Origin of the sequence: Methanothrix sp. (assembly GCF_024518575.1) — an archaeon.
Taxonomy (GTDB): Archaea; Halobacteriota; Methanosarcinia; order Methanotrichales; family Methanotrichaceae; genus Methanothrix_B.
Genome location: NZ_JANIHG010000002.1, coordinates 81,934 through 95,770, shown reverse-complemented (window position 1 = coordinate 95,770; position 13,837 = coordinate 81,934). Strand labels below are relative to the sequence as shown.

Genomic DNA, 13,837 nt, shown 5'->3' with positions numbered 1-13,837 from the left:
CAAGTTCAACCGTAACGATAGGATCATTTACCAGAAGAGCTGCGGCATGAGCGATATTCATTGTGCTATGTCAGGAAACACAGATTTCTGGCTGGCCGTCCGAGCCTTCCAGTCGGAAATGGACGCCAGCTCAGACAATTCACCCGATCATCCGGCTGACCCCTACAAAAGGTTATATAGTTTCATAGGCGATCTAGCTTCATACCAATGGGTATGAATGTTTAGGAGGACTATGGAGCGATTCTCCGCTGGATGTCAATCGATTGGATACATGAGTTCCAGTATAAAATATGGATAATTTATAAGGTCAGATCGCAGGCTCGTATCATTGAGATCAACCGCATGTGAGATTCAGAATCCGTGAGTAATTATGCCACTGGAGAGCGATTCCTTACAAACTATTCTATGAATCGAGCCCACTACCTAAGGTTAGATTAATATGCGGAATGATATGCGGAATGCTGCGGTAAAATATGGTATGATGAATATGAGACCATTATGGATGTTTTATCTGATGATGCTTTGTATTTTTTGTGCACAATCATCAGCTCAGAGCTCTTACACGGATTCGCTGGCAGGAGATCTGCTCTATTCAGATGAATTCTCAGATCCATCAAGCGGATGGCCACGGGTGACCACAGAGGGCTACAGGATGGACTACATGAATGGCATGTACCACATCTACGTCAACACCACCTATACAGTAAAAAATGCCAAGGTACCTGTGGGAACTGAATTCAGCGATTTCGTGCTTGAGACGACTGCATACGTGGTGGACGCGTCTAAGTATAGCGAGTTCGGGCTGAATCTCAGGAGAGATGCGGAGAGCGGCGATTTCTACAGGCTTGTGCTGAACACCGATCACAAGTTCGCCTTCTTCAAACATAAAAATGACTCTTGGACGGATCTCATACCCTGGACGAGGTCAGATGCATTGGATTCGAATGCGAACAAAATAAAGGTGGTGGCATCCGGAGAGGAGTTCACAATATACATAAACGACCGCTTGGTTGGAAGCTGCAAGGACGGCAGCATCCGCTCTGGAGTCATAGATATCTTCGGCGAGACACAGGATGAATCGCCGGTGCATGTCGCATTCGATTATCTGAAGATCTGGTCCATCAGGGGCGTATCAGAAGGTCAGGCACCAGCAAGCAGAAACATCCTGACGGTTGGTGTGGGTAAGCAGTACTCGCGGATCCAGGACGCCATAAATGCCTCCACCGAGGGAGACACGATCGAGGTCAGCCCCGGCACGTACAGGGAGAACATCTTCGTCGACAAAAAGCTCACGATACACGGCATCGGTATGCCTGTGATAGATGCAGGCAGGCTTGGTGATGGCATCACAATATCTGCGGATGGCGTCACTATTGAGGGCCTGAGCGTGATCAACGCGAGGGGCGGCTTTCTCGGATACTCCGGAATGATGGTATACTCCAGCAGCAACGTCATAAGAAACAACAGCATAAAGCTATGCGATAAGGGAATTGAGCTGTACGATTCAGGCAGCAACCTGATCGAGGCAAATATCATAGAGGAAAACGATGACAATGGGATATACCTCCTGAGCGGATGCAATGAGAACACGATCCGCGGAAACAGAATATCGAGAAACGGCGGCGATGGAATACATGTTTATGAGTCCAATCGGAACCTGATATTCAACAATCTGATCACAGATAACATCGGTGATGATGCATACGATGATTACAATGCCACAGAGCTCGGTACAGGCGACGCCAACAGATGGGATGATGGATCTAGAGGCAACTACTACAGCGATAATCCCTGCATCGACTCGAACCGCGATGGAATCTGCGACTCTCCGTATAGCATTCCAGGCGGTGATGGAGTTGACAGATACCCGCTTGCATCGCCTTTGATTCCTGAGGAGCGCCCGCCAGAAAGGCCACTGGAGGGAACTGGATCTGCCACACTTTCAGGCAGCCAGTCCGGGTCTGTCTCCCTTGGCGGTGCTGTCGTTGATATACCCGCCGGATCCATTCCGCCCAACGAGGATGGCACTCCTGGGACGATGGTCATCAGCATAGAGAAGACAGATATGAGACCCGAGCTACCGGAAGGCCTCTCTCCAGTCGGAGAGGTGTATCAGCTCGGGCCTGAGGGTACGGTATTCGAAAGACCGGTGCAGATCACCCTGAGGATACCGGAGGGGGTTGATCCGAACACGATCATAGGAGTGACGACCTTCAACGCTACCTCTGGAAGATGGGAGCTGATACCAGGCACAGTCGATCCAGAGGGGAGAACTGTGACGATATTCACGGATCACTTCTCCCCCTACGCTCTGGTCAGCGGTGCTGATGAATGGATGAGAAGAAATGGCGGATGGATCGAAGTGATCAATGCGCATCGCTACAACAGCCCGCCGTACTACAGCCCCTGTGCCGGCGAAGAGCGCTGCAGAGTTCTTCCGACGCACACAGAGCACGGCATATGCATACAGAATGTCGTCTTCAACGATCCATCTGTGGCGGTCTCCTGGACCCCTCCGAGCAACTGGCTGATACTGGCATTTGACGTTCCGTCTGGAAGCACGAGAAGCGAGACCAGAGAGCGCTTCTGGGTGCCTGCAGGTACGTACACGCTGACCGAGTTTCTGTTCGTATCAGAGGTGAACCCAGGAGATCCGATGTACGTTCCGTGCTGCCATGCTGTATCAAAGCCGACAAAGGTATACCAGATAGATCCGGGGGAGACGCTGCGGTTCGATCATCTCTCTGAAGAAAGCATGGACAGGAGCAGATGCGTTCCTGGAGGATATCCGTGCAGGTCAGCTGTTGCCACCTCTGCCAGGAGTGGCAGGACCACATCGGTCCACACAGGAGACGTCCAGGTCACACTGACGTGGTATGCGAACGCAGACATCGATCTCTACGTGGAGGATCCGAATGGGGACGTGGTATACTACAGCAACCCCCAGGTTCCGTCAGGAGGCCAGCTCGACCGCGACAACATGTGCTCCAACTTCGAGATGGGCAAGCCGGAGAACATATTCTGGCCGACTGGCAGCGCGCCGCCTGGCGTTTACAAGGTCCGAGTCAATTACTACAGCGACTGTGAGGACGTCGGTCCGGTCAGATGGACTGTGCGCACAGTGGTCGGCGGGAACGTGAAGACATACACGGGAGTTCTGAATGAGGTGGGCGAGACACAGGAGGTCACTACATTCGAGATCCGATAGCACCGCCCTCACGGGCGGGGCCATTCTCTTGGATCAGTTATTTTTTTAGATCGACACCCTGAATACCAGGTCTCCCACATATCCAGAAATTGCATGAGAAGATCGATCGCAGAGATAGACGAGCGAATACGCAGGGGTGAGGCGACGGTGCTCACCGCTGAGGAGGTGAGGGATCTCGTGGACGGTGGCGCGGTCGGCGAGCTCCGGGATGTCGATGTTGTCACAACCGCCACCAGAGCTGTGATGAGTGGGACGTATGCTGTCCTCTCATTCAAGATCGCAGAGAGGGATTCGTTCACTCGCGCTGTGGATGCCAGAATCAATGGCGTTCCCGCATATGTGGGACCATGCCCTAACGAGCGTCTGGGGCATCTCGACCTCATGGTCTTCGGGACCGCACACCGGGACGGGAGGTACGGGGGAGGTCATCTCTTCAGAGACCTTGTTGCTGGAAGAAGCGTTTGTGTTGATGTTGAGACCTCAGATGGGCGCCAGATATCGAGAGATATCACCCTCGATGAGATGCCGCATGCCAGGATCTTCGGCACGAGGCACGCTTTCATGAACTACTCCGCGTTCGTGAACAGGGGGAGAGATGCTCTGAGCACTATATTCCATGCGATCCCGTTTCCCCCGGCCATGAGCGGTGCCTCTTTCTCAGGATGTGGCTCTCTGAATCCGCTCAAGAACGACCCGCACCTAGAGACTATAGGCGTCGGAACGCGCGTTCTCATAAACGGGGCTGAGGGCTTCGTTATCGGGACTGGAACAAGAAGCACTCATGAGAGGCCGAATCTAGCCGGATTCGCTGACATGCATCAGATGATCCCGGAGTTCATGGGCGGATTCGTGACATCTGCAGGTCCGGAGTGCATAACCTCCTGGGCTGTGCCGGTTCCTGTTCTGAGCACCTCAGTCTTTGATGCTGTTGTGCGTCCCGAGGAGTCCATCCCGATGCCAGTGATGGACGTAAGCACGCGATCCGCATTATGGATTGCGGATTACGCCCAGGTCTGGCGGGATGTGGATCTCGCTGTTCGTGCAAGATCAGACTCATGCAAGGACTGCACGAGTTGCATCGCAGAGATGAGCTGCCCGATGGGCGCAATTAAAAGACCGCTGCGCATAGACAGGAGCTTGTGCTTCAACTGCGGCCTCTGCTCGGTGCTCTGCCCGGATGTCTTCCATGCGCGGATGGGCACAATAAGATCGCCTGATGGTCTCAATATTCCCGTGACTTTAAGACAGTCAGACCGCCTCCGCGCCGCCAAGCTCGCGGGGATCCTCAAAAAGAGGATACTCGATGGGAGCTTCAGGATCTCCGCATGCGTGGAGAGGCTCTCTCCATGAACCTGCTCAGGATCTCCTCAGGGGATAGAGGAACCACAGGGACGTCTGCATTCCCTGGCTCCACGATGGCCACAACCACACCGCTCCCTGAGAGGCTCATCCTGAGCTCTTCTTCGCTGGAGACAACCCTCACGTACCTCACACCCGCCCCTCGGGCGACTGCGGCCAGATCTGTACATCTGGAGGTGCATGTCGGCTGGCATCCTGTGGAACCGTACACACGGTTATCGAGCACGACGAGAAGATAATTGGATGGCGCAAAGCTCGCGATGGTCGCAAGCGTGCCGAGGTTCATGAGCACGGAGCCATCTCCGTCGATTGCCATAACCCTCCTCTCCGGAAGCGCCAGCGAGAGTCCCAAAGCTATGGAGGAGGCCAGACCCATCGATCCGAGCATGTAGAAGTTCTCCGGCCTGTCTCTGACATAGAAAAGCTCCCTGCTCGGATATCCCAGATTGCAGACGATGAGAGCATTCGATGCATCAGCCATCTCTGCGATGATCGCTATTGCATCTATTCTCTTCATGTGACCTCCTGGAAGGCATGGACAACTCCGGTCCTCAGGACTGAGCGGCTGCCCTCCACTCCCAGAACTGTATATCGAGGAGGATTGCGACAGGATGTCGCTCGCTCACCGCAAGGCTCCAGGCGGCCTCTATCATCTCCTCTGCATCATTCGGTCGCGGCCTGAAGAACGTGATCCCCATAGCGTTCAGCAGAGGCTCTGTCAGCCTCCCCATGGGGATCTGGCCCACAAGCCGCTCTCCCTGAGTCCCGCGATGGCTTATCACCATAAGAAGCGGTATCCCGTAGAGCATGTTCAGGGATGCCAGGGCATTTATGCTGTTTCCAAGACCTGAGTTCTGCATCGCAATCGCCGGGCTCCTGCCGCCCATGTATGCGCCAGCGCATATCCCGATGCCCTCCTCCTCTCTCGTGACAGGTATGTGCATTATATCCGGATCAGATGAGATGAGGCATAGAAGCTCCTGGAGGTTCACACATGGAACTGAGGCGACGATATCTATGCCTGCACTTTTTAAACCCCTGTAGACCAGCTCGCTTGGTCTGAGATCGGTGAGCATGATTCTTGACTCGTTTCAGTCCGTGATTGTAGCGCTGATGTTGAGCGTCTCTCTACCTCTTCTGATTCAGCTCAGCAGCTCTGAATGCCTCCTCAGCCTCTTTATTCATGCCGAGCTTTTGCAGCGCAAGGCCCTTGTTGCGCAGCGCATTTGGGTTGCCAGGGTCCAGCTGGAGGGCCCGCTCATACATCGCCAGGGCCTCGTGGTACCTCTCCTGGTAGTAGAGGGCCATCCCCTTGCCTATCCAGGCGCCTGTGTACGTCTGATTTATAATGATAGCTCTCTCGAATGCTGAAAGGGCGTCATCGAGCATCCCCATGCTCACGAGCGTGTTGCCCTTGTTGGTCCAGGCCTCGTAGTTCATGGGATCTGCCTGTATCGCTGCATCGAAACACCGGAGCGAATCGTTGTATCTCCTCATCGCCACCAGCACAATCCCCTTGAAGTTCCATGCCTCTGCATCAGATACATCGAGCTGTGTGGCCCTGTCGAAGCTCTGGTATGCGTCTCTCAGCATGCCACTTGTGAACAGTATCTTACCGCGGAGAAGCCAGGCCTGCTCTAGGCTGCTGTCCATTCTGAGCGCAGTCTCTGTGAGATTCAGGGCCTGAGCGTAATCCTTCGCAGCAAAAAGCGCCTTTGCATTCTCAACAAGCTCATGGGGTGTGTTCTGAGCCATGGATGCATCGAATAGGAGAACCAGCATGAGCAACACTGTCGTTTTTCTCATGCTGAGCTCCATGCAGCGGAGATCAAATATAGATTCCGGTCAGCACTATTCGCGCTCAGCGAGCCGCATCAACAATCGGGGAGATCTCAGCAGAGAGGCCGGATGATCCTTAGATACAGAGCACCAGGCCCTCTGGCTCATAGAACCCCTGGGGTGGAGGGGTGTCGGAGACGCTGGTCTTCAGGCCGGAGTTGCTGACATACCTCTATCTTTGTGATGAGGCGCAGCGAGCTTGTGAGACTCAGGCAGTGTTATGCCATTGACTGCTGATTCCTCTAAGATTTTCAGCGACCAGGCAAACAGACCAGAATTCTATTCCTCTCGATGCCAGCTCCCATCCTCATGCAACCCAAAAAAAAGATATTGTCACATGCCCAACTGAGGGCTGATGTCCTACCTGGTCCATCCACTTCTCAAACCGGAGAGCGTGGAGAAGCGGCTCTTTCAGATGGATCTAGCCGCCAGAGCGCTGCGCGGATCGACGCTTGTTGTGATGCCGACAGGTCTGGGAAAGACCATCGTGGCGCTGATTGTCCTGCTCGCCCGCCTCGAGAGGGGGAGGGTGCTCTTCCTGGCGCCGACGCGCCCACTGGTTGAGCAGCATGCAGCCTTCCTTCGCAGAGTTCTCACAGCCCCGGAGTACGTCGCATCTGTGACAGGTGAGACTGATCCTGAAAGCAGGGTTGAGATCTGGAGGAACAGCAGGATAGCTGTCTCGACTCCCCAGGTCGTGGAGAACGATCTCCTCTCAGGCAGGATGGATCTCAGGGATGTATCGCTTGTTATATTCGATGAGGCGCACAGGGCGACGGGAAACTACGCCTACGTATACATAGCGGAGCGCTACAGGAGAGATGCCAGGGATCCGCTTGTCCTGGGCATGACAGCAAGTCCTGGAAGTGAGGCGGAGAGGGTAGCTGAGATCTGCGCCAACCTCGGGATAGAGAGCATCGAGACGAAGAGCGAGAGCGATCCCGATGTCGCCCCCTTCGTCCATCACAGGGAGATAGAGTGGATAAAGGTGGAGGTGCCGGAGCAGCTCCAGAAGATTCGGGGCGTGATAGACAGCCTCGTGGGCGAGAGGATGGAGGAGATCAACAGCCTGGGGATGTGCAGGATAGATCCCAGGACATCAAAGGGCGAGCTTCTCGATCTCCAGAAGCAGTTCAGCAGCGCGCTCGCGCGTGGACCTAATCAGAACGTCTTCAGGGGCATCTCCCTGCTCGCGGAGATCCTCAAGCTCAAGCACGCGGTTGAGCTCGCGGAGACGCAGGGGGTTAGCGCTCTCAGACAGTACCTTGAGCGTCTGGCCCATGAGGCTAGATCGAGAGGGGGATCGAAGGCATCCCGCAGGCTCATGGAGGATCCAAGGATACAGCATGTTCTCTCTTCGCTTGAGAATACAGATCTGGAGCACCCCAAGCTCAGCAGGGCGCTAGAGATCATCGAGGATCAGCTCTGTAGATATCCAGAGTCCAGGATAATCGTCTTCACCAACTATCGCGATACAGCAACAGCGCTTCTCAGGTTTCTTCAGTCGAACGCATCTGATGCGGTGAGACCCGTTCGTTTCGTCGGCCAGGCTAGCAGGGAGAACGATGAGGGTCTGAGCCAGAGAAAGCAGTCTGAGATCCTGGAGAAGTTCAGAACTGGAGATTACAATGTACTCATAGCGACCTCTGTTGGTGAGGAGGGCATAGACATACCGTCCACGGATATGGTTCTGTTCTATGAGCCCGTGCCCTCTGAGATAAGGAGCATACAGCGCAAGGGCAGAACAGGGCGCGCAAGGGCCGGCCGGGTGGTCGTGCTGATCGCGAAGGGAACCAGGGACGAGGCATACTACTGGATAAGCGATCGGAAGGAGAAGACGATGCGGAGGCAGCTCCAGGGGATGGCAGAGCCCCTGCCTGTTGACTCTGCTGGATCTTACATGTCAGCGAGGGCATCGAGGCAGATCAGCATCACTGAGATCTGCGAGCCTGATGAGCCCCCCGAGGATGTGCCTATCATAATCATCGATCCCCGTGAGCGCGATATGGCCAGGCTTCTAGAAAAGACGGGCCTCAGAATAGTCCTGAGGGCGCTGGAGGTGGGGGATTACGTCCTTTCCGAGCGGCTTGGTATAGAGCGCAAAACAGCGGACGATCTAATAGATTCGATCGTATATCCTGAGCGGGAGCTCTTCCGGCAGATAGGGGATCTTGCCAGAACATACGACAGACCGCTGCTGATCATAGAGGGCCAGAACCTTTACTCCCGACAGGTCCATCCGAACGCTGTCAGGGGAATCCTGGCCACGATAGCAGTGGATTTCGGCGTCCCGATCGTGCCGACAGCCAGCATGGAGGAGAGCGCAGCCCTGATATCGCTGATGGCGAGGAGGGAGCACGAGGCCGGCTACAGGGATGTGAAGCCGCACGGCAGGAAGACGTCCAGAACGCTGAAGGAGCAGCAGGAGTATCTCGTATCAGCGCTTCCTGGAGTCGGGCCGTCGGTGGCGCGCAGCCTCCTGCGCCACTTCGGATCTGTGGAGAGAGTCATGACAGCGACAGAGGAGGAGCTGATGGCTGTGGAGAAGGTCGGCCCGAAGACAGCTGCCAGGATAAGGGAGATCGTTGCAGGCGAATACAAGGGTTAGGTTTCAGTGAGATTCACGCGATACAAAACCGCCGTCTACTTATGAGTTTCATCATTTGCATCAGGATTCATCGCCCTGTATCTTCTCATCATACTTGTCCGGGAAGTCTGTCAGACGCCTCTGTGAGATCACGCATCTCTCACCTGGTATTTCCAAGGGGTATATCCCTGTGAGGCAGCCGGTGCAGAAGTGATCTTCCGGAAGGCCGATAGCTCTTATCAATCCATCCAGGCTAACGTATCCCAGAGAGTCCGCGTCTATGACGGTCTCGACGCCTGCCACAGTCTTGTGAGCTGCTATTAGCTCATCCCTGCTCGCCATGTCGATCCCGAGATAACAGGGCGCGATTATCGGCGGGCTTCCTATCCGCACATGCACCTTCCGCGCTCCAGCATCCTTTACCATCTTCACGATCCTGCGGCTCGTGGTGCCTCTGACTATGCTGTCGTCCACCAGGACGATGCGCTGCCCCTCGATGTTCGGCCTGATCGTGTTCATCTTCATGCGCACCGCTGCCTCTCTCATAGATTGATCCGGCATGATGAACGTCCTCCCGACGTAGCGGTTCTTCATTAGACACTCCTTGTACCGTATACCGGAGCGCTGATGGTAGCCTACGGCCATTGTGATCCCTGAGTCGGGGATCGGAGAGACAACATCCGCATCTGCTGGATGCTCATCTGCGAGGATCGAGCCTATGTTCACCCTGACATCGTAGATCAGCTTTGTATCCATGATGCTGTCAGGCCTCGCGAAGTAGACATACTCGAATATGCAGTGAGCAGGCCGCGGAGAGTTCACGAGCTTGATGCACTTCATCCCCCCATCTCTCAGCACGACCATCTCGCCCGGGGCCACATCTCTTATGAGGCTGCCGTTGAGCGCATCGATGGCGACGCTCTCAGATGCCACCATGAATCCATCATCTAGCGCCCCGATGCAAAGCGGCTTTATCCCGAGCGGATCCCTGAGACCGATAACAGTGTCATTGCACATGATAGCCAGAGAATAGGAGCCGACTAGCCTGCGCATGACTGCCCTTACAGCATCTGCGAGATCGTATCTCTGTATCTCTTTCACTAGAAGATGGGCTATGACCTCTGTATCTGATGTCGTGGAAAATATATCACCGGCACCCTCGAGCTCAGATCTCAGCTCCCCTGAGTTCACCAGGTTGCCGTTGTGAGCTACTGCGATGGTCTTGTCCTTGTATTTCACAAGAATCGGCTGGCTGTTCTCCAGGGTGTGCGCGCCTGATGTGGGATAGCGGACATGCCCTATACCCACAGGCCCGGGGAGAAGTGTGATCTGGGCATCGGTGAAGACATCTGCGACCAGCCCCAGCCCCCTGTAACTGTGGATGGATTTACCATCATGCACACAGATGCCGGCGGCCTCCTGGCCGCGGTGCTGCAATGCATGCAGGGCATAGTAGATCATCTTCGCCACAGATCTGTCAGCATCCCCCAACGAGATCCCAACGACCCCGCATGCATCTCGCATATCTCAGTATCCAGCCTTACGCATCCACTTGTAACTTCTGAGCCTCTTCGACCTGCCGAAACCGCACGCAACGCATATCTTTCTGTTGAAGTTGTATGAGAGCTTGCCGCATCTCCTGCACCTTACATGCGTCCTCTTGTGACATTTGCCCATCGAGGGCGTGCCTTTGCTCATCTAGTCCACCTCATGGCGATATGTATACGACGTTATCCCCACGTACTATCACAGCGCCGATCTTGCGTGCTGTGCCCTCTACGATCTCCTCCGTGTTCTCCAGGACCAGGTTCATGTGTATGTCATATCCCTGGAGCTCTCCGCGAAATGCCCTTCCATCTTTGAGCTTCACTATCACGGGCGAATTTAGCGATTCATTCAAAATATCAAGCGGCCTCTGAGCCATCAACTCCTCTCCACGCTGATGTACCAGCAAAATGCTTATCTGCACCTGACTCTCTCGTTGCATATTTAAATTTGTCGGGAAAACCTCTCGGCCATGAGGATCAAATCCAGGCACCATCTGAAGGGCAGCGATGTCAAAAGGATACTGAGCGCAATAGGGGATCGGATCGAGGATCCTGATGTTCTGAGAAAAGCCTCGATGGAGCTCGCCGAGACGGATGAGGGGTTTGAGATCATAATCGTTAACGGTAGGCCTCTTCTGATGATAATAGACGGAGAGCCCTTCTTCACCGTCCTGGGGGCCATTGAGCTATCTCCCAAGGGGAGAACCGTGGTTGTTGATTCGGGCGCTGTTCGTTTCATAGCCAACGGCGCCGATGTGATGGGGCCAGGGATAGTGCATGCAGATCCCGAGATCGAGGCCGGAGATCTTGTAGTGGTTGTGGAAGAGCGGCACAGAAAGCCGCTTGCTGTGGGGAGAGCGCTCAAGGCCGGTCCGGAGATGAAGGGCGAGGGGAAGGCTGTTGAGTCGATCCATCACGTTGGCGACAGGTTATGGAAGAGCATCTGCTGAGATGCCGGCGCTTTGGACAAAAAAGGCCTGCGCAGCTGTCACAATGGTCGTGTGCTCGAACGGCTGAATGGGCCGTCAGTATCCAGCATCCACTGGCATAATGCCAAATGAATCCCATGATGTCGCACGCCTCTGAATTCGAGATATGAGTATATAAACTCTCAAAGACCGATGGTCTCACCACATTACATCAGGCGGCCAGATCGGCTGTTCGGGTTCACCGCCGCGGAGTAAAAATAACATAATTATAATAGATAAACTTCATCCAAAAAGTCTATAAGCTAGTATACGCAATATAAAAAACAGGTGTTAGATATGTTCGGAAAGAGATACATCTGCGGTTGCTGTGGTGCTGAGATCGACGTGAAGAGGACAAAGAAGGTCGATCTCGGGAAGGGCTGGGTTGAGTGCCTGCCTCCTGCCGGCAGAGAATGGAGGGCTCCGACAGCTAAAAAAGAGCTATCAGATGGAAATGTGTATTATATTGATGTACTGAACAATCTCCATAAGAGGGAGGAGTTCATAGAGCTCTTCGGGGTGGATCCTGAGAAGGCGATAAAGTACATGCGCGAGCACATAATGCTGAGCAGCAGGAGGAGTGATGGGAGTAAATGATATGCCTGTTAGAAAAGCTCCCATCCATGATGGATAAAAGGCCATCCTGAGAAATGAAATAGATATAAAACATAAGTTATATATACATGTGTTCAGTACAAAAATAATATAGTGTGGGTGATGTGATAATGATTAAAAAGCTTATCTGTCATCACTGTGGTTCTGTGAACCTTCTCGACACACAGCAGCTTGAGCAGAGCGTCGCTGATAATGAGGACTGGCTCGAGTGCTCGGAGCCGGATGATTTTCAGTGGAGGCTGCCTGCAGGGAAGATCACCCCTGTTATAGGAGATCCGATATACATCACAGCTGGGGGGATGCGGCTGACCAGAGGGCAGTATATAGAGCAGTACGGCATAGATCCCGAGATCGCGCTGACCATGATGAGGGGCATGGGCAGAGCTGTGAGGGCAACCATAAATACCGCTGCTGAGATCGGCAAGACAGACTCCAGGGTTCCGGGATCGATCAGAAAGCTCATGGAGAAGTTCAGCCGGACTAAGGGCGATCTTTGAGGGCCTTGCGGATACGGCTTCCGCAGGCTCAGATAGCTGAGCGTCCGAATCGTTGGAGATCTCAACCTGGCCTTCATCGAGCGGGTCTTCAAATCCCACTCGGGTTCACAGGCCGGGCTGTAGCTGGATGTAGCTGAATGATACAATGTGACGAACCGCATCGGCGATCTAACGATGGACCGAATGATGCGCAGATGAAACGGATATACAGCCTGAAATTAAAAAGTGATGAAAGGAGCTCTCACTTCTTGAATGCGGACTCGAGCGGCGGGATGACCTGCTTCTTTCTTGAGAGCACCTTCTCCTTGTAGATGGAGTTGTTGACGATCTTTCCACCGAATGCCTTCTCGAACCCCTCTTTTGCGGCCTCTGTGCCGACGAAGAGGAGGTCTGACGCCTCCTTTATAACGTCTGTGAGCATCAGGACAACCATATCGAGCTTCTCAGAATCCATGGTCTTTCTCATCTCTGCAAGGATCTCCTCGCGCTTCGGAGCTAGATCAGCGAGATCCATGACCTCGATCTGGCCGACGCCAGCCTTGACCCCACTGAAGTCGAACTTCTTGAAGTCGCCAAAGACTATGTCCTTCGCTGTCTTGGACTTTATATCGCTCTTGGCCTTGAGCATCTCCATCCCGAACTTCTGCGGGTCCTCTCCGCATATCTTCGAGAGCTTCTCCACTGTTGCCTTGTCCTTCTCGGTGCATGTGGGAGACTTGAAGAGAACCGTATCGCTCAGGATCGCGGCCATCATAAGGCCTGCCATCTCCTTTGATATCTGAACTCCATTCAGCTCGTACATGCTGGCGATGATCGTTCCGGTCGCGCCCACAGGCTCGTTGTGGAAGAATATCGGCTTGCCTGTCTGTATGTCTCCAATCTTGTGATGGTCGATGATCTCCTGGATGTCAGCCTTCATTATGTTGTCCACGGCCTGGCCCACCTCGTTGTGATCGACCAGGATCACCTTCTTATCTGTCGCGTCCTTCAGCACAACCGGGGGAGCTATCCTGAAGTGCTCAAGCACGTACTTCGTCTCGTTATTGATCTCACCTGCAGCTGCGGGGACAACATCCTTCATTCCAAGCTGGTTCTTCAGATTCGCATATGTTATCGCAGAGGTCACGGAATCTGTATCCGGACTCTTATGCCCGACCACATAGATATTATCTGCCAAACCCAACACCTCGGGGCTGTTGATAGCTGGACTGCCATGG

The 13,837-nt window shown here is 53.9% G+C and carries 13 protein-coding genes; 6 read left to right on the top strand and 7 right to left on the bottom strand.

What is annotated here, in order from left to right:
- The first annotated feature begins 631 nt into the window (after positions 1–631).
- On the top strand, positions 632–3,208 hold the full coding sequence (locus NQU42_RS01105; protein WP_296608324.1) for a right-handed parallel beta-helix repeat-containing protein: 2,577 nt from the start codon (positions 632–634) through the stop codon (positions 3,206–3,208).
- Positions 3,209–3,301: 93 nt separating this feature from the next.
- Positions 3,302–4,558, top strand: coding sequence for a methanogenesis marker 16 metalloprotein (locus NQU42_RS01100; RefSeq protein WP_296608322.1), 1,257 nt, complete (start codon positions 3,302–3,304; stop codon positions 4,556–4,558).
- Here the strand turns inward: NQU42_RS01100 and comE are convergent.
- From comE to NQU42_RS01085, 3 genes are read right to left on the bottom strand one after another with little or no spacing between them, the layout of a single operon-like run.
- A complete protein-coding gene (comE, locus tag NQU42_RS01095) occupies positions 4,521–5,084 on the bottom strand; it encodes a sulfopyruvate decarboxylase subunit beta (RefSeq protein ID WP_296608320.1) in 564 nt (187 codons plus the stop codon). The genes NQU42_RS01100 and comE overlap by 38 nt on opposite strands.
- Before the next feature lie 34 nt (positions 5,085–5,118).
- Positions 5,119–5,643, bottom strand: a complete 525-nt coding sequence (gene comD, locus NQU42_RS01090; protein ID WP_296608318.1) for a sulfopyruvate decarboxylase subunit alpha — start codon at positions 5,641–5,643, stop codon at positions 5,119–5,121.
- Positions 5,644–5,695: 52 nt separating this feature from the next.
- Positions 5,696–6,373 carry a tetratricopeptide repeat protein gene (locus tag NQU42_RS01085; RefSeq protein ID WP_296608317.1) on the bottom strand — a complete coding sequence of 226 codons (678 nt, stop codon included), beginning with the start codon at positions 6,371–6,373 and terminating at the stop codon, positions 5,696–5,698.
- Between the two features lie 388 nt (positions 6,374–6,761).
- On the opposite strand from NQU42_RS01085, the gene NQU42_RS01080 reads away from it, so the two are divergent.
- On the top strand, positions 6,762–9,014 hold the full coding sequence (locus tag NQU42_RS01080) for a DEAD/DEAH box helicase (RefSeq protein ID WP_296608315.1): 2,253 nt from the start codon (positions 6,762–6,764) through the stop codon (positions 9,012–9,014).
- Between the two features lie 60 nt (positions 9,015–9,074).
- Here NQU42_RS01080 and purF read toward each other — a convergent pair whose 3' ends face one another.
- From purF to NQU42_RS01065, 3 genes are read right to left on the bottom strand one after another with little or no spacing between them, the layout of a single operon-like run.
- Positions 9,075–10,517: an amidophosphoribosyltransferase gene (purF, locus tag NQU42_RS01075; protein WP_296608313.1), complete on the bottom strand. Its 1,443-nt coding sequence runs from the start codon at positions 10,515–10,517 to the stop codon at positions 9,075–9,077.
- Between the two features lie 3 nt (positions 10,518–10,520).
- Positions 10,521–10,691, bottom strand: a complete 171-nt coding sequence (locus tag NQU42_RS01070; RefSeq protein ID WP_296608311.1) for a 50S ribosomal protein L37e — start codon at positions 10,689–10,691, stop codon at positions 10,521–10,523.
- Between the two features lie 10 nt (positions 10,692–10,701).
- Entirely contained in the window at positions 10,702–10,917 is a 216-nt protein-coding gene (locus tag NQU42_RS01065; RefSeq protein ID WP_296608309.1) for an LSm family protein, read from the bottom strand.
- Between the two features lie 93 nt (positions 10,918–11,010).
- On the opposite strand from NQU42_RS01065, the gene NQU42_RS01060 reads away from it, so the two are divergent.
- From NQU42_RS01060 to NQU42_RS01050, 3 genes are all read left to right on the top strand, one after another.
- Positions 11,011–11,490, top strand: a complete 480-nt coding sequence (locus tag NQU42_RS01060; protein ID WP_296608306.1) for an RNA-binding protein — start codon at positions 11,011–11,013, stop codon at positions 11,488–11,490.
- A 315-nt stretch (positions 11,491–11,805) separates the two neighbouring features.
- Entirely contained in the window at positions 11,806–12,105 is a 300-nt protein-coding gene (locus tag NQU42_RS01055; RefSeq protein ID WP_296608304.1) for a hypothetical protein, read from the top strand.
- 164 nt (positions 12,106–12,269) lie between these two features.
- Positions 12,270–12,620 (top strand): hypothetical protein, encoded by a 351-nt coding sequence (locus tag NQU42_RS01050; RefSeq protein WP_296608303.1) that lies wholly within the window; start codon positions 12,270–12,272, stop codon positions 12,618–12,620.
- A gap of 241 nt (positions 12,621–12,861) precedes the next feature.
- Here the strand turns inward: NQU42_RS01050 and NQU42_RS01045 are convergent, their stop codons facing one another.
- Positions 12,862–13,806: a manganese-dependent inorganic pyrophosphatase gene (locus NQU42_RS01045; protein ID WP_296608329.1), complete on the bottom strand. Its 945-nt coding sequence runs from the start codon at positions 13,804–13,806 to the stop codon at positions 12,862–12,864.
- Positions 13,807–13,837: the final 31 nt, after the last annotated feature.